The 18,834-nt window shown below is 65.8% G+C and carries 19 protein-coding genes, 1 tRNA gene and 1 pseudogene; 6 read left to right on the forward strand and 15 right to left on the reverse strand.

Features of this window, described 5'->3' with window-relative positions; translation table 11 throughout:
* The first annotated feature begins 178 nt into the window (after positions 1-178).
* The gene (locus tag QM748_RS07995) at positions 179-616 is read left to right on the forward strand and encodes a hypothetical protein (RefSeq protein WP_415246471.1); all 438 of its coding nucleotides are present in this window, start codon (positions 179-181) and stop codon (positions 614-616) included.
* A gap of 90 nt (positions 617-706) precedes the next feature.
* Here the strand turns inward: QM748_RS07995 and bamC are convergent, their stop codons facing one another.
* From bamC to QM748_RS08010, 3 genes and pseudogenes are all read right to left on the reverse strand, one after another.
* The gene (bamC, locus tag QM748_RS08000; RefSeq protein ID WP_415246472.1) at positions 707-1,846 is read right to left on the reverse strand and encodes an outer membrane protein assembly factor BamC; all 1,140 of its coding nucleotides are present in this window, start codon (positions 1,844-1,846) and stop codon (positions 707-709) included.
* Positions 1,847-1,872: 26 nt separating this feature from the next.
* Positions 1,873-2,752 (reverse strand): annotated as a pseudogene (gene dapA, locus QM748_RS08005) (4-hydroxy-tetrahydrodipicolinate synthase).
* Between the two features lie 116 nt (positions 2,753-2,868).
* A complete protein-coding gene (locus tag QM748_RS08010; protein ID WP_415246473.1) occupies positions 2,869-3,795 on the reverse strand; it encodes a histone deacetylase family protein in 927 nt (308 codons plus the stop codon).
* Between the two features lie 178 nt (positions 3,796-3,973).
* Here QM748_RS08010 and QM748_RS08015 point away from each other — a divergent pair, with 178 nt between their 5' ends.
* The 5 genes from QM748_RS08015 (at position 3,974) to QM748_RS08035 (ending at position 9,786) form a co-directional block, all read left to right on the forward strand.
* Positions 3,974-4,891, forward strand: a complete 918-nt coding sequence (locus QM748_RS08015; RefSeq protein WP_415246474.1) for an AAA family ATPase — start codon at positions 3,974-3,976, stop codon at positions 4,889-4,891.
* A gap of 5 nt (positions 4,892-4,896) precedes the next feature.
* The gene (locus QM748_RS08020; RefSeq protein ID WP_415246475.1) at positions 4,897-5,892 is read left to right on the forward strand and encodes a DUF58 domain-containing protein; all 996 of its coding nucleotides are present in this window, start codon (positions 4,897-4,899) and stop codon (positions 5,890-5,892) included.
* A complete protein-coding gene (locus QM748_RS08025; RefSeq protein WP_415246476.1) occupies positions 5,889-7,880 on the forward strand; it encodes a transglutaminase TgpA family protein in 1,992 nt (663 codons plus the stop codon). The genes QM748_RS08020 and QM748_RS08025 overlap by 4 nt, the downstream gene beginning before the upstream one ends.
* Positions 7,881-7,936: 56 nt before the next feature.
* Positions 7,937-8,956, forward strand: coding sequence for a lytic murein transglycosylase B (gene mltB / locus QM748_RS08030; protein ID WP_415246477.1), 1,020 nt, complete (start codon positions 7,937-7,939; stop codon positions 8,954-8,956).
* Between the two features lie 71 nt (positions 8,957-9,027).
* The gene (locus tag QM748_RS08035) at positions 9,028-9,786 is read left to right on the forward strand and encodes a DUF2189 domain-containing protein (RefSeq protein ID WP_415246478.1); all 759 of its coding nucleotides are present in this window, start codon (positions 9,028-9,030) and stop codon (positions 9,784-9,786) included.
* Between the two features lie 18 nt (positions 9,787-9,804).
* Here QM748_RS08035 and rpoS read toward each other — a convergent pair whose 3' ends face one another.
* The 12 genes from rpoS to infC form a co-directional block, all read right to left on the reverse strand.
* Positions 9,805-10,737, reverse strand: coding sequence for an RNA polymerase sigma factor RpoS (rpoS, locus tag QM748_RS08040; protein ID WP_415246479.1), 933 nt, complete (start codon positions 10,735-10,737; stop codon positions 9,805-9,807).
* A gap of 14 nt (positions 10,738-10,751) precedes the next feature.
* The gene (locus QM748_RS08045) at positions 10,752-11,648 is read right to left on the reverse strand and encodes a peptidoglycan DD-metalloendopeptidase family protein (protein ID WP_415246480.1); all 897 of its coding nucleotides are present in this window, start codon (positions 11,646-11,648) and stop codon (positions 10,752-10,754) included.
* A complete protein-coding gene (locus QM748_RS08050) occupies positions 11,645-12,298 on the reverse strand; it encodes a protein-L-isoaspartate(D-aspartate) O-methyltransferase (RefSeq protein ID WP_415246481.1) in 654 nt (217 codons plus the stop codon). Before QM748_RS08050 ends, QM748_RS08045 begins: the two co-directional genes overlap by 4 nt.
* Positions 12,295-13,038 (reverse strand): 5'/3'-nucleotidase SurE, encoded by a 744-nt coding sequence (gene surE, locus QM748_RS08055; RefSeq protein ID WP_415246482.1) that lies wholly within the window; start codon positions 13,036-13,038, stop codon positions 12,295-12,297. Before surE ends, QM748_RS08050 begins: the two co-directional genes overlap by 4 nt.
* A 122-nt stretch (positions 13,039-13,160) precedes the next feature.
* Positions 13,161-13,237: transfer RNA gene (locus QM748_RS08060), tRNA-Pro, on the reverse strand.
* A 60-nt stretch (positions 13,238-13,297) separates the two neighbouring features.
* Positions 13,298-13,678 (reverse strand): MerR family transcriptional regulator, encoded by a 381-nt coding sequence (locus tag QM748_RS08065; protein ID WP_415246483.1) that lies wholly within the window; start codon positions 13,676-13,678, stop codon positions 13,298-13,300.
* A complete protein-coding gene (locus tag QM748_RS08070; protein ID WP_004333406.1) occupies positions 13,659-13,967 on the reverse strand; it encodes an integration host factor subunit alpha in 309 nt (102 codons plus the stop codon). The genes QM748_RS08065 and QM748_RS08070 overlap by 20 nt, the downstream gene beginning before the upstream one ends.
* 1 nt (position 13,968) lies before the next feature.
* Positions 13,969-16,359, reverse strand: coding sequence for a phenylalanine--tRNA ligase subunit beta (gene pheT, locus QM748_RS08075; RefSeq protein WP_415246484.1), 2,391 nt, complete (start codon positions 16,357-16,359; stop codon positions 13,969-13,971).
* 64 nt (positions 16,360-16,423) lie between these two features.
* Positions 16,424-17,455, reverse strand: a complete 1,032-nt coding sequence (pheS, locus tag QM748_RS08080) for a phenylalanine--tRNA ligase subunit alpha (RefSeq protein WP_415246485.1) — start codon at positions 17,453-17,455, stop codon at positions 16,424-16,426.
* Between the two features lie 111 nt (positions 17,456-17,566).
* On the reverse strand, positions 17,567-17,926 hold the full coding sequence (gene rplT, locus QM748_RS08085) for a 50S ribosomal protein L20 (protein WP_004333413.1): 360 nt from the start codon (positions 17,924-17,926) through the stop codon (positions 17,567-17,569).
* A gap of 12 nt (positions 17,927-17,938) precedes the next feature.
* Positions 17,939-18,136, reverse strand: a complete 198-nt coding sequence (gene rpmI / locus QM748_RS08090) for a 50S ribosomal protein L35 (RefSeq protein ID WP_002923845.1) — start codon at positions 18,134-18,136, stop codon at positions 17,939-17,941.
* Between the two features lie 154 nt (positions 18,137-18,290).
* Positions 18,291-18,812, reverse strand: a complete 522-nt coding sequence (gene infC / locus QM748_RS08095) for a translation initiation factor IF-3 (RefSeq protein ID WP_415248038.1) — start codon at positions 18,810-18,812, stop codon at positions 18,291-18,293.
* Positions 18,813-18,834: the final 22 nt, after the last annotated feature.

Consider the following 18,834-nt stretch of genomic DNA (forward strand, 5'->3'; position numbering starts at 1 on the left):
GGAACCGATCGCGGCCATGCGTGACGGAAAAATACGCTCACATTTTGCGACGCAACATCCGACACGGATTTTCCTTGGCTGCGTGCTAGACTTGCCGCGCTTCAAGCCGTGACCGCTACACCCATGCCACTGGCTGCCCTGCAGCCGGCGGCACTCAACTCGAAAAAGGAAAAAAGCAATGAAACAATCCCTTCTCGTCGCCGCCCTCGTTGCCATCGCCGTTTCCGCTTGCGGCAAGCAGGAAGCGCCCGCCCCTGTTTCGACGCCCGCTCCGAGCGTGCAGGAACAAGCCAAGGAAGCTGCCGAGCACGCAGTGGAAGCGGCGAAGGAAGGCGCCGAAGCCGCGAAGGAAAGCGCTGGCGAAGCCGTCGATGCCGCAAAGGAAAGTGCCGCTGAAGCGGTCGATGCGGCCAAGGAGACCGCTGCTGACGCGGTTGACGCCACCAAGGAAGGTGCGGCCAATCTTGTTGACGCTGCCAAGGAACACACTGCCGCCGCCGTCGATGCAGCCAAGGAAGGTGCGGCTGCAACCAAGGAAGCCGCGGGCGAGGCTGTCGATGCGGCCAAGGCTGCCGCCGAAGCTGCCGTCGAAAAGGCCAAGGAAGCCACCAAGTGATTTTCACAGTGGCATGATGCAAAAAAGCCGGCTGATGCCGGCTTTTTTGTGCCCGATCGTGCCATGGCATGGCCACGGCACGATGGCCGGTCAGCGAAGCTCGTTGTGCAACAGGCCAAGAATGCGCTTGGCCGTCTCGGAGGTGTCGGCGCCGCCCTCGCGGGTGAGCACCGTGACCAGCGAGTCGCTGCCCTGGCCCTGCACGTGCAGGCGGTATTCGCTGCCGCCCTGCGCCGGCTTGTCGTCGCTGCGCCAGAAGGCCAGCTTGGACAGGAAGCCCTTGTCATCGGTCTTGTTGTCGGCCTCGGGATCGACATAGCGCACGAAGTACAGGCCCTGGGCGCGGTCGCGGTCTTCGACGGTGAAGCCGATGCGGTCCAGCGCCAGGCCGACACGGCGCCAGGCGCGATCGAAGGACTCTTCCATGACCAGACGGGCCTGGCCATCTGTACCGGAGGCAATGCGGGCGCGTTCTTCGCTCGGTGCGCTGGTCAGTGCAGCTTCGGCGCGCGCTTCTTCTGCGCCGAGGTGCACCATCAGGCGACGCAGCATTTCAGCCTCGAGCTCGGGGTCGGCCGGGCGCGGTTGCCAGATCGTCGAGTCCTTGGCTTCGTTCGGATAGATTTCCATCATGCCGCGGTGGCTGACGTAAATCTCGACCGTGCCGTCATCCTTGCCCTGCTCCAGGCGGGTGCGGAACTTGTCGCGCTCGGGCGTGGAGAACAGGCCGTCGAACACCTTGCCGATCGTCGAACGCAGGAAGTCCTGCGGGATCTTGGCGCGGTCTTCGGCCCAATCGGTTTCCATGACGCCGATGTCCGGGCTGTCGATGTTCAGGATGAAACCGAGTTCGAGCCAGAAATCCTTGATCTGCGGCCACAGCTCGTCCGCCTTGCCGGCAACGACCAGCCAGCGCTGGCTGCCGGCACGCTCGATGCGCATGGTGTCGGGCGCGGCAAGCACTTCCGGCCCGGTGGATGCGGCCGGCTGGTCGGCACGGTCCGCAGTGTAGGCGGAATAGGTCGCCACGCCTCGCGGCGTGACGTCGGGCACGGCGAAGCGGTCGTCGCGCGTGGGCGCGGTCAGGTCCGGCGGAATCTCGAGCGGCCGCTGCATCTGCTTCGCACCCTTGTAGTCGATGCGTTTGGATTCGAACAGCGTGGTCGAGCAACCGGCAAGCGCCACGGACAGCGCGATCAGGGAAACGGGAGTGCGCATGGAGCGATTCATGAAGTTCCTGCGGAAAAAGGTTCGGATCAGACCCGGATGCCAGCCTTGCGCATCGCCTTCAGCACGCGCTCGTGGCAGGGCTCGGTCAGTTGCGTCAGCGGCAGGCGGATGCCGTCACCGATCAGTCCCATGCGGGCGACCGCCCACTTGACCGGAATCGGATTGGCTTCGCAGAACAGGTCACGGTGCAGCCCCGTCAGCGCAGCATTGGTTTCGCGCAACTTGCGCATGTCGCCCGCGGCAGCGGCGGCGCACAGTTCGTGCATCGCCCGCGGCGCGACGTTGGCCGTCACCGAGATGACGCCGTGGCCGCCGAGCATCAGGAAGGCGGCCGAAGACATGTCGTCGCCGCTGTACAGGGCGAAGCCTTCGGGCGCGCGTTCGACCAGGTCGCAGGCACGGTCCAGATTGCCGGTGGCGTCCTTGATGCCGACGATGTTCGGCACTTCGGCCAGGCGCAGGGTGGTGTCGTTGGCGAGGTCGGCAACGGTGCGGCCCGGCACGTTGTACAGGATCAGCGGCAGGTTCAACCGATTCCGCGATGGTGCGGAAATGGCGATAGAGGCCTTCCTGGGTCGGGCGGTTGTAATAAGGCACGACCGACAGATGGGCAGCGGCGCCGGCCTGCTTGGCGAACTGCGCCAGTTCGACCGCCTCGACGGTTGAATTGGCGCCCGTGCCGGCAATGACAGGCACTCGTCCTGCCGCATGCTCGACCGTGACACGAATGAGTTCGCAGTGTTCTTCGACATCGACGGTGGGCGATTCACCGGTGGTGCCGACGATGACGATGCCGTCGGTGCCCTCGTTGATGTGCCAGTCGATGAGGTTGCGCAGACGGGGATAATCGAGGCTCCCGTCGTCGAGCATGGGCGTGACGATTGCGACAAGCGATCCGGTAATCATGGCGTTGGCCAGAGCGTTAAAAAGTTGATTCTAACCGATCGCCGGCCCGCGGCCAGTGCAGCGCGCATTTTTGCGCGCACGCACCGGGGACGGGAATGTTTGTGAATATTGCCGGCTCACAGATCGGCGAGCGCCTTGACGTGCGCCACGACCGAACGTGCCAGCGAGGACAGCGAATAGCCGCCTTCGAGCAGGGACACGATGCGCGTGTGGCCGCAGGCCTTGGCAACGTCCTTGATCTGCTGGGTGGCCCAGATGTAGTCCGCCTCGAGCAGCCCCATCGAACCCATGTCGTCCTCGTAGTGGGCATCGAAGCCGGCGGAGATGAAGATCATCTGCGGATTGTGGGCTTTCAGTGCGGGGACGACCTTCTCGCCGAAGGCCTCGCGGAAGGCATCGCCGCGGGTGCCGGCCGGCAGCGGCACGTTGCACATGTGGGCCGGCGGGTTGTCGGCGCCCGAATAGGGATAGAAGGGGTGCTGGAAGATGCCGCCCATCATCACGCGCGGGTCGTCGCGGAAGATGTCCTCGGTGCCGTTGCCGTGGTGTACGTCGAAATCGACGATGGCGACCCGCTCCAGTCCGTGCGCCTCGAGCGCATGGCGGGCGGCGATGGCAACGTTGTTCATGAAGCAGAAGCCCATCGCCTTGGCACGTTCGGCGTGGTGGCCGGGCGGGCGCACGGCACAGAAGGCGTTCTCGATCTCGCCGGCCATCACCATGTCGGTGGCCATCACCCCGGCGCCGGCCGAGCGCAGCGCAGCCTTCATGGTGCCCGGGCTCATCGCGGTGTCGGGATCGAGGTGGCGGATGCCATGCTCGGGAACACTGCCGAGCAGATCGTCCAGGTAGTTCTCGGGATGGACCCGGATGATCTGCTCACGCGTGGCGACGGGCGCATCGAAGAAGGAGACGTACATGTCCAGCCCCGACGCGATCAGGCGGTCGTTGATCGCACCGAGTCGATCAGGACATTCGGGGTGCATCGCCCCCATGTCGTGCAGCCAGCAGTCGCGATGCGTGATGAACGCCGTTGTCGTCATACTCTCCCCTTCTCCAGCATTGAACGTCGTGTCCGCCCCTCGATCGGAGGCGGCTCGGTTTGTCACCCGGCCTTGCGTCCGGCCCAACTCGGCGTGAACCGTGAAGCGGCTCCGCCGGTCAATGTGCTTTTGTCACCTATTATCACCGCTTCGCGGTCAATTTCACAGTGCTCCCGAAATGCCCAATCCCCATGTAGAACGCCTGCTGGAGGCGGCGAACCAGATCATTCTCGGCAAGGAGCACGAGCTTCGCCTCGCCTTCGCCTGCCTGATCGCACGCGGGCATCTGCTGATCGAGGATGTGCCCGGGGTGGGGAAAACCACGCTCGCCCACACGCTCGCCCAGTTGATGGGTTTGCAGCTTCAGCGCATCCAGTTCACCAGCGACCTGCTGCCGGCCGACATCATCGGCGCCTCGATCTTCGACCGCGACACCAGTTCGTTTCGCTTCCACCCTGGCCCGGTGTTCGCCCAGGTGGTGCTGGCCGACGAGATCAACCGCGCCACGCCCAAGACCCAGAGTGCGCTGCTCGAAGCGATGGAAGAACGCCAGATCACCGCCGACGGCCACACTTTCGAGCTGCCGGAACCCTTCTTCGTCATCGCCACGCAGAACCCGGCGCATCAGGTCGGCACCTTTCCGCTGCCGGAAAGCCAGCTCGACCGCTTCCTGCTTCGCATCCGCCTCGGCTACCCCGACCCGATGGCCGAACGCGCCCTGCTGACGGGTGAGGACCGGCGCAGCGTGCTCGAACGGCGCACCCCGGTCATCGGCCCGTCGGAGCTTGCAGGGCTGCAGCACACGGCCCAGACCCTCCACGTCGCCGACCGGCTGATCGATTATGTGCAGGCCCTGCTCGGTGCAACCCGGCACGATACGGAACTGGCGACGGGGCTCAGCCCGCGCGCCGGACTCGGCCTGCTGTCGGTCGCCCGCGCCTGGGCCTTGATCGACGGCCGCGACCATGTGCTGCCTGAGGACGTGCAGACGCTGTTCCCGCATGTGGCCGCCCACCGCCTGCATCTGACCGGCGATGCCCGCCCCATTCCTGCGGCCACCCTCACACGCCTGGTCCGGTCGGTGGCGCTGCCCTGAACCACATGTCGGCAGCCGGCACACCAACACCTTCTCCACCTGCACTGATCCGCCGCTGGCTGCCGCGCCGGCCCGGTGGGCCCGAAACCAGCCCGCTCGAACTGGACAGCCGCCGCATCTATGTCCTGCCCACCGCCGGCGGCCTGACCTTTGCAGTCGCCTTGCTGGCGATGCTGGTGGCATCGATCAACTACAGCCTGAGCCTCGGCTACGGCTTGGTCTTCGCACTGGCAGGCGCAGGACTGGCCAGCATCGTGCACGCCTGGCGCAACCTCGTCGGGCTGCGCATCCAGCCCGGACGCAGCGATCCGGTGTTCGCCGGGGAAACCGCCACGCTCCGTTTCATCATCGACAACCCGCGCAAGGCGCGCCGCCCCGCTTTGCGCCTGAAGCTGCATGACGCGGAAGCCGCTTTCGATCTCGGCCCGGCGCAGACACTGGTGGTCGGAGCCACCTGCGCAGCCGGGCACCGCGGCCGGCTGCAGGCCGGACGTACCGTCATCGAGACCCGCTGGCCGCTGGGGCTGATTCGTGCCTGGAGCGTTTTCGACGTCGGCGCCGGCTGCATCGTCCATCCGGCACCTGAGGCGGATGCACCACCCCTGCCCGCAAGCCCGATGGAACAGGGCGGCGGCAAGCCCTCACCCAGGGCCGGTGACGACGACTTCGCCGGCTTGCGCCCACACCAGCGTGCGGACTCTCCCCGGCACGTTGCCTGGAAAGTGCTCGCGCGCGGCGGCCCGCTGATGACCAAGCAGTTCGCCGCCGAGCAAGGCGAGGAACTGGCACTGGACTGGGCCGAACTACCGTCCGAACTCGGCGTCGAGCAACGCCTGTCGCGCCTCTGCGCCTGGCAGCTGGAAGCCGAACGCAGCGGCCGCCCCTGGTCGCTGAGCTTGCCGGCGACGAGCGTGCCGCGCGGCAGCGGCGGCGGCCATCTGTTCCGCTGCCTGGATGAGCTGGCTCTGTACGAAGGGCAGGACGGGGCGGACGCAACATGATTGCCGGCTGGCTGAAACAGCGTGCAGCTGCACGCCGATCGGCGAGTAGCGGCAGCGCGCTCGACCGCCGCCAGGGCACCTGGCTGCTCGGTGCCGCCGCATTGACGATGGCTCCGCACGCAAGCTGGCTGCCGCTCTGGATCACGGGACTGTGTGCCATGCTGCTGGCCTGGCGGGGCCTGTTGCTGTGGCATGGCCGCCAGGCGCCGTCGCAATGGCTTCTGTTGCCACTGACCGTGGCCGCGGCAGTCGGCGTGCGCGCCGAGTTCGGCCACTTCTTCGGCAAGGACCCGGGCGTGGCACTGCTGGCGCTGCTGCTTGGCCTCAAGCTGCTCGAGATCCGCGCTGCCCGCGATATCCGCTCGACGGCGATGCTGTGCTTCTTCCTGCAACTGGCGATCTTCTTCGAGGACCAGGGCTTTCCGGTCGCCGCGCTCGCGCTGTGCGCCAGCGTTCTTACCCTCGCAGCCCTGGTCGCGCAGACCGACCCGAACGGCCGTGGCGGCGAACACCTGCGGATGGCGGCAACCCTGATCGCCCAGGGGCTGCCTTTCATGCTGCTCCTGTTCCTGCTGTTCCCGCGTATCGAAGGCCCCCTGTGGGGCATGCCGGCCGATGCCTTCAACGCCCGTACCGGCTTGTCGGAATCGATGAGCCCCGGTTCGATCAGCGCCCTGAGCCAGTCGGCCGAGATCGTCTTCCGGGCCCGCTTTGCGGATGAAATCCCTGCCCGCCGACAACGCTACTGGCGCGGCCCGGTGCTGACACGCTTCGATGGCCGCAGCTGGCAGGCCGAGCATGCGCAGGAAGCGACGATGCCCTTTCACCCGGCGGACGGCAAACGCGTCGACTACTCCCTGACCCTGGAGCCCCATGGCAAGCGCTGGCTGCTGGCGCTCGACTTTCCCGCCGCCACGGGTCCGGCGCTGCGGCACACCAGCGACTTCCGGCTGCTTGCCACGCGGCCGCTCCAGTCACGGGTCCAGCATGAGCTGAACGCCTACCCGAGAGCCGTTGTCGGGCTCGCCGAAACGGAAGCGGTGCTGGCCACTGCACGGCAGCTGCCGCCCGGCTTCAATCCGCGCACGCAGGCGCTCGGGGCACGGCTCGCGAACGATGCTGAATCACACGAACAGATCCTGCAAAGAGCCATTTCGCACCTGCAGGACGCCAGCCTGCTCTACACCCTCCAGCCGCCACTGCTCGGTCGCGACAGCGTGGACGAGTTCCTGTTCGACAGCCGGCGCGGCTTCTGCGAACACTTCGCCTCCGCCTTCACCGTGCTGATGCGCGCCGCAGGCGTGCCGGCGCGCGTCGTCACCGGCTATCAGGGCGGCGAAATCAACCCGATGGATGGCCACCTCGTCGTCCGCCAGTTCGACGCCCATGCCTGGAGTGAAGTCTGGCTCGCCGGCCGCGGCTGGGTGCGCGTCGACCCGACCTATCTCGCTGCACCCCGCCGCATCGACGACGGCCTCGCCGCCGCGCTGCCCGCCGGCGAAGCCCTGCCCTTCAGCCTGCGCGCCCAGTACGACTGGCTGCGAAACATGCGCTTGCGCTGGGAAGCCCTGTCGAACGCGTGGAACCAGCGCGTTCTTGGCTACAATCCGGAACGCCAGCGCGAACTGCTGTCCCGTCTGGGCTTCGACCCCGACGATGCGTGGCGCCTGGCCGGCGTACTGGCCGCCGCCACCTGCATGCTGTTCCTGTGCCTGTTGCTATGGACCAATCGCGCACGACGCGGCAGTGAGCCGCTCGACCAGGCCTGGCAGGCATTGAGCACCAAGCTGGCCAGCCGCGGCCTCGCGCGCCACCCCTGGGAAGGGCCGCATGACTACGCACAGCGGGTTGCGTCGGCCATTCCCGAACTCGCCGCCGCGGTGCAGGCAATCGGCGTTGACTACGCCAGCCTGCGCTACGGCCCCCATTCCGACAGCACGCGCGTTGCCGCGCTCAGAAAAAAGATCGACGCTCTCCGATTGCCATGAAACAGCTCCTGCATTTCCGCGCTGGACCCGCCACGGACAAGACCAGAAACCGGATCGTGTCCGTCCTGATCAGTGCCAGCCTGTCGGCGCTGGCCGCGCTGCCAGCCACTTCAGCACTGGCTTCCTATGCCGAGCGCGACGATGTTCGCGCCTTCACCGATGAACTCGTGGCACGCCATGGCTTCGACCGGGACGCCGTCACGGCAACACTGGCGCTGGCCCGGCACGAGGCCAGCGTGATCCGGCTGATCACGCCGCCTGCACGCAAGGGAGTGCGCTCGTGGCAGAACTATCGCGCCCGTTTCCTCGACCGCAGCCGCATCGACGGTGGCGTCGCATTCTGGAATGAGCATGAGGTGGAGCTCGAGCGTGCGTCGAAGCAGTTCGGCGTGCCGCCGGAAATCATCGTCGCGATCATCGGCGTCGAGACTGTATACGGCCGCCACACCGGCAACTACGAAACCCTGTCCGCGCTATCCACCCTCGCCTTCGACTACCCGCCGCGCGCGGACCTGTTCCGGCGCGAACTCGAAGCCCTGTTCCTGCTCGCCCGCGAACAAGGCCGCGCGCCGACGGACTACTACGGCTCCTACGCCGGCGCCATCGGCTATCCCCAGTTCCTGCCCAGCAGCGTGCGTGCCTATGCGGTCGACTTCGACGGCAACGGCCACATCGACTTCGACTCCGACCCGGTCGATGCGATCGGCAGCGTCGCCAACTACCTGCACGTGCATGGCTGGCAGCCAGGAGCAGCGATCGCCGAGCGCGCCCAACTGGCAGCCGACACGGACGCCGCGGCCCTGGTCGCCGCAGGCATCGAGCCGGTGCTCGAGCCCGATGCACTGCTCCAGGCCGGCGTGAAGCCGCTGCACGGCGACAGCGCCGCTGGCACAGCCACCCTGGTCGATCTCGAAACGCCCGGCGCAGCGACGGAATACTGGCTCGGCTATCGCAACTTCTACGTGATCACGCGCTACAACCGCAGCAGCTTCTATGCGATGTCGGTGTTCGAACTGGCCGAGGCGCTGAGCCAGCGCCGCCTCGTCGAGCGCATCAGGGCCGAACGGCGAAACTGATTCAAATCAAGGAACGGCGCGGCGATTCCTCGTGAACTCAGGCGGCCCACAGCTTCCGCCTGCAGACACACGTGACCTCCTCGCCACTGAAGCCCGCCGCCGTCCGCCTGTCCGACGTCTCCGCGGCCATGTCCACCGGCTGGCGGCAGTTCTGCGCCATGCCGGCCCTCAGCATCGGCTATGCGGCGGTTTTCGTCGTGCTCGGTGCAATCCTGTTCTGGGCGCTCGAGTCGATGTCGATCGCACCGCTCAGCCTGTCCTTCGCCGGCGGCTTCATGCTGATCGGCCCTGCGCTGCTGGCAGGTTTCTTCTCGCTGTCGGACGGTCTGCGCGCCGGCCGCCGCCCGGCGGCTGCCGATATCTGGCGCGGCTTCGCCCGCATGCCGCGCGGCGGCTGGGTCGTCTCCTTCGTCTGCGCGCTGCTGTTCCTGATCTGGATCACCGACGCGGGCACGCTCTACGGCTTCATGGTCGGCCGCGAACCCACCCGGCTGGCTCACCTGCTGCAGGGCGACGAGGCCGTCTACCGCTTCGTGTTCTTCAGCTCGATCATGGGCGCAGTACTGGCCTTCATCCTGTTCGCAGTCTCAGCGTTCTCGATCCCGCTGATCTACGATCAGCGCGCCAATCTCGTCTCCGGTGTCGTCGCCAGCGTCAGGGCGGTGTTCGGGCGCTTCGGCGTCATCATGGCGTGGGCCTGCCTGCTGGCCGCAGTGACCATCGTCAGCGCCGTACTGCTGCCGCTGATGCTCGTAGCGCTGCCGGTGATGGCCTACGCCAGCCGCGAACTTTACTTCAGGGTTTATCCGGTGGACGGCAGGCCTGACTGATCAGGCGGGAATCGGCGCTCACAGCAGGGCGTCGCGAGAAATACCGTAGCGCTTGAGGATACGGCGCAACTGGTTGAGTGCTTCGAGCTGGATCTGGCGCACGCGCTCGCGGGTCAGATCGAGACGCAGCGCCAGTTCTTCCAGCGTCAGCAGTTCGCATTCGTCCATGCCGTAACGGTGGCGGATGACGAGCCTCTGCTTGTCCGACAGCATCTTGATCCATTCGCGCACCAGACGCTCGAGCTCGGCGAAATGAATCTGCTGATCCGGCGCCAGCACCTGCTCGTCGGCCAGCGATTCACCTATCGACAGGTTCGGGTCGATGTCGAGCGGCGCATCCAGCGAGGCCGTATGTTCGCTGAGCTGCAGAATTTCCCGCACCTCATCAACCGTCTTGCCAAGCCTGCAGGCGACCGCCTCCAGCGAAGGTTCGCCGATGGCGCCGTCGGTGCAGCGCTGGGCGCGCAGCACCTGGTTCAGTTCCTTCACCACATGCACGGGCAGGCGGATCGTGCGCGACTGGTTCATGATCGCGCGTTCGATGTTCTGGCGTATCCACCAGGTCGCGTAGGTGGAAAAACGGAAGCCCCGTTCCGGGTCGAACTTCTCGAGGGCATGCATCAGCCCGAGATTCCCCTCCTCGACCAGGTCGAGCAGAGGAATGCCACGATTCAGATAGTGTTTGGCGATGTTGACGACGAGCCTGAGATTGCGCTCGATCATCGTCTGACGGGCATCGAAGTTGCCCATGCGCACCAGGCGCGCCAGCCTGAGCTCTTCTTCGGCGGTCAGCAGCGGATTGGCACCGATCTCGTTGAGATAGAGCTGGGTGACATCACTGAAGAAATCGCTTTCCTTCGCCTGCGAAACCGCAGTGGCAAAGACCTCGACCTCGGGGGGAAGATCCGGTTCATGGCTTTCGAAATCATCGAGGCTTACCGGGTCTTCCATGTTTCCCCCTGTCGTCAGCGTGCGGGCAGGTATTTCGTCGGGTCGATTGCCTTGCCCTGCTTGCGGATCTCGAAATGCAGCTTGGGGCGATCGGTTTCGGAACTGCCCAGTTCGGCGATCTTCTGCCCCTGGGTAACCTGGTCGTCTTCCTTCACGAGCAGCTTGTCGTTGTGCGCATAGACCGAGTTGTACTCCTGGTTATGCTTGATGACAACAAGCTTGCCATAGCCGCGCAGCCCACTTCCGGCATAGACGACCTTGCCCGCCGCCGCCGCATAGACCGGGTCGCCGACATTGCCGCCGATATCGAGCCCCTTGTTGGTCGCTTCGTTGTATGCCGCAACCACACGCCCGGCCGACGGCCATTGCCATTCGCCGGTGGCAGCCGTTGGCGGCATCTCGGGTGCTGGCGCCGGCTGCTCGGGTACGGGCACCGTGGGAGGCGTGGCGGTACCAGAACCAGGAGCCTGCGAATACGGTATCGATCCACCCAGCGGCCCCTGCTTCAGCGGCGGCGCAGCCGGTTCGACGCTGCCTGGCATCGGAATCGGTTGCGCCACCGCACCTTCACCGATCGGAATGACCGTGGCACCGCCGTCCTGCGCCACATCGGACGGGCCGACACGCAAGGTCTGGCCAACCTGAATCTGGTTGGGATCGGTCAAATTGTTCCAGCGCACCAGATCCGGCAACGTCACGTTGTGCTGGCGTGCGATGCCGAGCAGGGTTTCACCCTGCCTGACCACATGCATGCCTGCCGGCACTGCTGGCACGGAACCAGTAACAGGCGGCGCACCGTTGCGATCGCGTACCGGTGCGTCATATGTCGAGGCGCACCCCGCCAATACCGCGCTTGCCAGCAGGGCTGGCATCAAACCAAAACGAGTCTGCATGTGAATAGCTAATTTCATTCCGTACCTGCGAGCAGCGGTACGAAGCGTACCGCTTCATACCAGCTTTCCCGGAAAACGTTACCTTGCCGCTCGACCAGCAGCAATCGCTGGTCGGCCCCTCCCACCGGTACGATCAGACGCCCACCCGGCGCGAGTTGCGACTTGAGGGCCGGCGGCAAACCGATGGCCGCGGCCGCGACGATGATGCTGTCGAACGGAGCCGCTTCAGGAAGACCCAGACTACCGTCCGCAAGTTTCAATCTGACATTGGGCAGGCGCAGCGGGCGCAGGTTGGCCCGCGCCCGATCGAGCAGCGGACGGATGCGCTCGACCGCATAGACTTCGGTCGCCAGCTGGCTCAGTACGGCCGCCTGATAGCCACAGCCCGCCCCGACCTCCAGAGTCCGCCCCAGCTCCCGTCCGGCTCGCAGCAACTCGATCATTCGTGCGACGACGAAAGGCTGCGAAATCGTCTGCTGGAAGCCGATCGGCAGCGGCGTGTCGTCGTAAGCGCTGTAGCCCAACCCTTCCTCGACGAACATGTGGCGCGGCACGTTCTGCATCGCCGCCAGCACCCGTTCGTCACGAATGCCCTGGGTACGAAGGCGCTCGACCATGCGCGCACGCGCGCGCATCGCCTGCCCAGCGTCGGCGCTGCGCACGCTCACCGCTTCAGCCAGTCGAAAACCGGCGCGATCTGGCCGGTGTGGGTAAGGTCGATCTGCAGCGGCGTGACCGACACGTAGCCATTGGCCACGGCGTGGAAATCCGTGCCCTCGCCCGCATCGGCCGCTCCGCCGGCTGCGCCGACCCAATACACGGTTTCGTTGCGCGGCGTCACGCTGCGCACCACCGGCTCGGCCTTGTGGCGCCGGCCCAGCCGCGTCACCTTGATCCCCTGCAGGCGCTCATAGGCGACGTCCGGCACATTGACGTTGAGCAGCATCGGCTGCGGAAAGGGATCGCGCATGAAACGCTCGGCGAGGTCACGGGCAACACGCGCGGCAGCGGTGAAATCGGCCGCCGACTTGCTGACCAGCGACACCGCGATCGACGGCACGCCGAGCAGGAAACCTTCGGTCGCCGCCGCGACGGTACCCGAATACACCGTATCGTCGCCCATGTTGGCGCCGTGGTTGACACCTGACACCACCATGTCGGGCAGATGATCAAGCATGCCGGTCACCGCGAGGTGCACGCAGTCGGTCGGCGTGCCATTGACATGATAGAAGCCGTTGGCGGTGCGGCGCAGCGACAGCGGACGGTCCAGCGTCAGCGAGTTGCTGGCACCGCTGCGGTCGCGCTCGGGCGCCACCACCGTGACCTCGCCGATGGTGCCGAGCGCCTCGGCGAGCGCCGCAATTCCGGGAGCGAAATAACCGTCGTCGTTACTGACCAGAATGCGCATCTGAAACCCATGGAAAGCGCCGCGAGCGCGGCCTGAAGACGCGAAATGTTAGCACAGCGGTCCATGCGCCCGAATCTGCTGGCATGAAAAACAAAAAACCGGCCTGAGCCGGTTTGTTTGATTGGTCGGGGCGGCGGGATTCGAACTCGCGACCCCTTGCACCCCATGCAAGTGCGCTACCAGGCTGCGCTACGCCCCGACACAAGCCGCCATTATAGCAGCGATTTCAGGATTTACCAGTTTTTTGAAACTGGCATCCTCAGGCGCGCAAATCCGCGAGCAAGGCCTTCACATCGGCACGGACTTCGGCCACCAGCGCGCGGTACTGGTCCGCCTCGATCCTGCTTTCCTGCTCCTGGATCGCGCTTTCGCCCAGGCGGTTGCGCGCGCCGGAAATGGTGAAGCCTTCCTGGTACAGCAGTTCGCGGATGCGCCGGACCAGCAGCACTTCGTGGTGCTGGTAGTAGCGCCGGTTGCCGCGGCGCTTGACCGGCTTGAGCTGGGTGAACTCCTGCTCCCAGTAGCGCAGCACATGCGGCTTGACGCCGCACAGTTCGCTCACTTCGCCGATGGTGAAATAACGCTTGGCCGGAATCGGCGGCAGCGGTTCCGCGCCGATTTCAGGGTTGCTTGCTTGCATCGCTGAGTTGCTCCACGGCTGCCTTGAGTTTCTGGCTGGCATGGAAAGTGACCACCCGCCGCGCGGTGATCGGAATTTCCTCGCCAGTCTTGGGATTGCGTCCGGGGCGCTGCGGCTTGTCGCGCAACTGGAAGTTGCCGAAGCCCGACAGCTTGACACTGTCGCCGCGCTCCAGTGCCGTCCGGATCTCCTCGAAGAAGCCCTCCACCATGTCCTTGGCTTCGCGCTTGTTGAGACCGACCTGCTCGAACAGCAACTCGGCCAGTTCCGCCTTGGTCAGCGTCGTCATGTCAGCCTCCTGCTCCACGCAGGCGGGCACCGAGCACGGTTTCGGCCTGCTTCACCAAACCTGCCATGACGGCATCCACTTCGGCGTCTTCGAGCGTGCGCTGAGTATCTTGCATCGACACCCTGAAGGCAAGGCTCTTCCGGTCGGGCTCGATGCCCCTGCCCTGATAGACGTCGAACAGGGTGATTTCCCGCACCACCGCCGGCGCCGCCTGGCGCAGCGTGTCGATGACGCGCTCGGCAGTGACGTCGGTGCCCAGCACCAGCGCCAGGTCGCGCACCACCGCCGGCATGCGCGAGATCTCGCTGTAGGACGGCATGCGCGCGCGCAGCACGGCATCGAGCTCGAGCTCGAACACCACCGGCGCGATGCTAAGGTCGTAGCGCTGCACCCACACCGGATGCAGTTCGCCGATGACGCCGATCACGCGGCCATCCAGCGACACGCTGGCGGCGCGGCCGGGGTGCAGGGCCGGATGCGACAGGCACACGAAGTTTGGATTGCGCGGCGCGAGCAGGGCCTCGACGTCAGCCTTGATGTCGTAGAAATCGACCACCCGGCTGCGCTCGCCCCACTGCTCCGGCAGCACCGAACCAGCAGCGAGGCCGGCGATGCGCATCGGCTGGTGGAAGCCGGTCACCGGCTCGCCGTCGGCCTTGCGCTCGAACACGCGCGCGACTTCGAACACCCGTACGCGCTCGGTCTGGCGCTTGCGGTTGGTGGCCATGGTATCGACCAGGCCCGCGATCAGGCTGGAGCGCATCACGCTGAGCTGGCTGGCGATCGGGTTGGCGAGACGGATCGGGTCTTCGTTGGCGCAGAAATCGCGCTCCCAGGCTTCCTCGACGAAAGCGAAGTTGACCACTTCCTGGTAGCCACGCGCGGCCAGCAGATGGCGCGCGGCCCATACCGGGCGGGCGTGCTCGGTACTCGGCAGCATCATCAGGCCGCCTTGCGGCGCCACTGCGGGAATGTTGTCGTAGCCGTGCAGGCGGGCGAGCTCCTCGACCAGGTCGACTTCGATCTCGATGTCGAAGCGCCATGACGGCGGCGTGACGACGAAGTCCTCGGCGTCGCGCCGGACGTCCAGATGCACGCGTTCGAGCAGCGACTGGATCGCGGCATCGTCGAGGTCGATGCCGAGCACGCGGCGCGCACGCGCGGTACGCAAGCGTACCGGCTGGCGTGCCGGCAGCTTGTCGGCAGCAAGTGCTTCCTCGACCGGGCCGGCTTCGCCGCCGCAGATGTCGATGATCAGTCGGGTGGCGCGCTCCAGTGCGCGGCGCGGCAGTTCGAAATCGACGCCGCGCTCGAAGCGGTGCGAAGCGTCCGAGCCGAAGCCGTGGGTGCGTGCGCGGCCGGCGATCGCATCCGGCGCGAAGAAGGCGCTTTCGAGGAAGACTTCGCTGGTTTCAAGGGTGATGCCGCTGTCTTCACCGCCCATGATGCCGGCCAGCGCCAGCGCGCGGGCTTCGTCGGCGATCAGCAGCGTGTCGGCAGCCGGCGACACCGTATGCTCGTTGAGCAGCAGCACCTGTTCGCCTTCGCGCGGGTAGCGCACGTGGATCGCACCCTGCAGCTTGGTGTTGTCGAAGGCGTGCAGCGGCTGGCCGAGTTCCAGCATGACGTAGTTGGTGACGTCCACCAGCGCGCTGATCGAGCGGATGCCGCTGCGCGCCAGGCGCGTGACCATCCAGTCCGGCGTCGGCGCCTTGGCATCGACGCCGCGCAGGATGCGGCCGCAGTAGCGCGGGCAGGCCTCCGGCGCGTCGAGCACGATGGCGCGGCGGGCGTCGTGGCTGGGTGCGACCGGCGCGACTTCGGTCTTGCCCAGCGCGCTGCCGGTGATCGCCGCGACTTCGCGCGCCACGCCTTCGAGGCTGAGGCAGTCGGCGCGGTTCGGCGTCAGCTTGATCGTGAACAAGGTGTCGTCGAGGCCGAGGTAGTCGCGGATGTCGCGGCCGACCGGCGCATCCTCGGGCAGCGCGTACAGGCCGCCGTGGTCTTCCGACAGACCCAGCTCGCGCGCCGAGCACAGCATGCCGAAGGATTCGACGCCGCGCAGCTTGGCCGCCTTGATGGCGAAGTCGCCCGGCAGCACGGCGCCGACCCTGGCGCACGGCACTTTCATGCCGGCGGCGGCGTTCGGCGCGCCGCAGACGATCTGCAGCAGTTCGCCGGTGCCGGTATCGACCTTGCACAGCTTGAGCTTGTCGGCGTTCGGATGCTTTTCCGCCTCGACGATCCGGGCCACGACCACGCCCGAGAAGGCGGGCGCGGCCGGCTCGGCCTCTTCCACTTCGAGGCCGGCCATCGTCAGCAGGTGGCCGAGTGCGTCACTGTCGAGTTGCGGATCGACGAAGGTCCGCAGCCACTGTTCGGAGAATTGCATGATTCGATTACCCGGAAGAATTCGATGAGGCAGGCGCCGCCGATGGGCGCGCTGCCGGCACTGGTCAGCGGAACTGGCTCAGGAAGCGCAGATCGCCTTCGAAGAACAGGCGCAGGTCGTTGACGCCGTAGCGCAGCATCGTCAGGCGATCCGGTCCCATGCCGAAGGCGAAGCCGGTGTAGCGCTCGGGGTCGATGCCGCCGAAGCGCAGCACGTTCGGGTGGACCATGCCGCAGCCGGCGATCTCGAGCCAGCGGCCTTCGAGCGCACCGCTCATGAAGGCGACGTCGATCTCGGCGCTGGGTTCGGTGAAGGGGAAGAAGGACGGCCGGAAGCGGACCTGCAGGTCGTCGATCTCGAAGAACTTGCGCAGGAAGTCGGCGATCACGCCCTTGAGGTCGGCGAAGCTGACGTTCTCGCCCACCCACAGGCCTTCGGCCTGGTGGAACATCGGCGAATGGGTCGCATCGGAGTCGACGCGGAACACCCGGCCCGGCGCGATCACGCGCAGCTCGGGCATGGTGTCGTGGTCCTTGTAGCGCTCGACGTGGGCCTGCATGGCGCGGATCTGCACCGGACTGGTGTGGGTGCGCAGCAGCACCTCGTCCTGGCCTTCGAGGTAGAAGGTGTCGTGCATCGAACGCGCGGGGTGGTTCTCCGGCGTGTTCAGCGCGGTGAAGTTGTGCCAGTCGGTTTCAATTTCAGGGCCGTCGGCGGCGATGAAGCCGATCGAGCCGAACAGCTGCTCGATGCGTTCGAGCGTGCGGCTCACCGGGTGCAGGCCGCCCGGCGTCACGCCGCGGCCGGGCAGCGTCACGTCCAGCGCTTCGGCGGCCAGCTGGGCCAGCAGCGCGGCTTCGCGCAAGGCGTTGCGGCGCGCTTCGAGTGCGGCCTCGATCGCGGTCTTGGCGGCATTGATGGCCGCGCCGGCTTCACGCCGCGCATCGGGGTCCAGCTTGCCGAGCGACTTCAGCCGTTCGGTCAGCGAACCGCTCTTGCCGAGATAGCGTGCCTTGGCCTGTTCGAGATGGGCGCTGTCGGCCGCCGCGGCGAAATCGGCGGCTGCCTGTTGAACCAGTTGATCCAGGTGTTCCATATCCGTGCCCTGCCGGGTTGCGATGTACTGCAAGTGCTGTGAGTGGCCGTGCAAGCCAGATTCAGAAGAAAAAAAAGGAGGCCAGGCCTCCTTTTTTCGGACTGCGTCGAATTACGCAGCGAGTTTGGCCCGGGCCTGTTCGGCAATTGCCGCAAAAGCGGGCTTGTCGAACACGGCCAGGTCGGCCAGCACCTTGCGGTCCACTTCGATCGCAGCCTTCTTCAGGCCGTTCATGAAAGTGCTGTAGGTCAGGCCCAACTCACGCGCGGCGGCGTTGATACGGGCGATCCACAGGGTACGGAACTGGCGCTTGCGCTGACGGCGGTCGCGGTAGGCGTACTGGCCGGCCTTCATCACCGCCTGCTTGGCGATGCGATAGACGTTTTTGCGGCGGCCGCGATAACCCTTGGCCTGGGAAAGGACTTTCTTGTGACGAGCGCGGGCGGTTACACCACGTTTAACGCGAGGCATTGCGGTCTCCTATCAAGCGTACGGAAGCATGGCGCGAATCAGCTTTTCATCGGCAGCATGAACTTCGGTCATGCCGCGCAGCTGACGCTTCGCCTTGGTCGTTTTCTTGGTCAGGATGTGGCGCTTGAACGCCTGGGACCGCTTGATCCCACCACTCGAGCGGACCTTGAAGCGCTTCTTGGCGCCGCTCTTCGTCTTCATCTTGGGCATTGCTGAGACTCCATGTTTTTGGATGACACCAGGTAGCGCCGATAAGCCCCGACGCATTTCCATACCCGGCACCACTTGTTTTCCGGCGGGCGGCTTTTGCTGCCCGCCGGTCTTGCCCCTTGCGGGGCAAATTCTTAGAAGCTTGGTGCTTCTCTCAGTGCTTCTTTTTGGGCGCGATGACCATGATCATCTGGCGCCCTTCCATCTTCGGCATCTGCTCGACCTGACCCAGTTCCTCCAGGTCGGCCTTGACGCGTTCGAGCTGACGCAGACCGAACTCCTGGTGGGCCATCTCTCGGCCGCGGAAGCGCAAGGTCACCTTGCACTTGTCGCCTTCTTCCAGGAAGCGCTTCAGGTTGCGAAGCTTGATCTGGTAATCGTTCTCGTCGGTGCCGGGGCGGAGCTTGACCTCCTTGACCTGCACCTGCTTCTGCTTGAGCCGGGCTTCGTGGGCCTTCTTCTGTTCCTGATACTTGAACTTGCCGAAATCCATCAGCTTGCAGACCGGCGGTGCGGCCATCGGCGCGATTTCGACCAGATCCAGCCCGGCCTCTTCGGCCATGTTCAGGGCTGTGTTCAGGGACACGATTCCGAGCTGTTCGCCTTCTTCACCGACCAGCCGGACCTCGGGCGCGTTGATCTCCCTATTAACGCGCTGCTTCTTCTCTTGAGCGATGGTTCAACTCTCCACGAAAACC

The sequence above is a fragment of the Thauera sp. genome, assembly GCF_047601425.1.
Lineage (GTDB): Bacteria > Pseudomonadota > Gammaproteobacteria > Burkholderiales > Rhodocyclaceae > Thauera.

Bases quoted from the DNA above. Each gene is read 5' to 3' on its own strand.
- QM748_RS07995 (WP_415246471.1), top strand. From the start codon at position 179: ATGAAACAATCCCTTCTCGTCGCCGCCCTCGTTGCCATCGCCGTTTCC.
- bamC (WP_415246472.1), bottom strand. From the start codon at position 1,846: ATGAATCGCTCCATGCGCACTCCCGTTTCCCTGATCGCGCTGTCCGTG.
- QM748_RS08010 (WP_415246473.1), bottom strand. From the start codon at position 3,795: ATGACGACAACGGCGTTCATCACGCATCGCGACTGCTGGCTGCACGAC.
- QM748_RS08015 (WP_415246474.1), top strand. From the start codon at position 3,974: ATGCCCAATCCCCATGTAGAACGCCTGCTGGAGGCGGCGAACCAGATC.
- QM748_RS08020 (WP_415246475.1), top strand. From the start codon at position 4,897: ATGTCGGCAGCCGGCACACCAACACCTTCTCCACCTGCACTGATCCGC.
- QM748_RS08025 (WP_415246476.1), top strand. From the start codon at position 5,889: ATGATTGCCGGCTGGCTGAAACAGCGTGCAGCTGCACGCCGATCGGCG.
- rpoS (WP_415246479.1), bottom strand. From the start codon at position 10,737: ATGGAAGACCCGGTAAGCCTCGATGATTTCGAAAGCCATGAACCGGAT.
- QM748_RS08045 (WP_415246480.1), bottom strand. From the start codon at position 11,648: ATGAAATTAGCTATTCACATGCAGACTCGTTTTGGTTTGATGCCAGCC.
- surE (WP_415246482.1), bottom strand. From the start codon at position 13,038: ATGCGCATTCTGGTCAGTAACGACGACGGTTATTTCGCTCCCGGAATT.
- QM748_RS08065 (WP_415246483.1), bottom strand. From the start codon at position 13,678: ATGCAAGCAAGCAACCCTGAAATCGGCGCGGAACCGCTGCCGCCGATT.
- QM748_RS08070 (WP_004333406.1), bottom strand. From the start codon at position 13,967: ATGACGACGCTGACCAAGGCGGAACTGGCCGAGTTGCTGTTCGAGCAG.
- pheT (WP_415246484.1), bottom strand. From the start codon at position 16,359: ATGCAATTCTCCGAACAGTGGCTGCGGACCTTCGTCGATCCGCAACTC.
- pheS (WP_415246485.1), bottom strand. From the start codon at position 17,455: ATGGAACACCTGGATCAACTGGTTCAACAGGCAGCCGCCGATTTCGCC.
- rplT (WP_004333413.1), bottom strand. From the start codon at position 17,926: ATGCCTCGCGTTAAACGTGGTGTAACCGCCCGCGCTCGTCACAAGAAA.
- rpmI (WP_002923845.1), bottom strand. From the start codon at position 18,136: ATGCCCAAGATGAAGACGAAGAGCGGCGCCAAGAAGCGCTTCAAGGTC.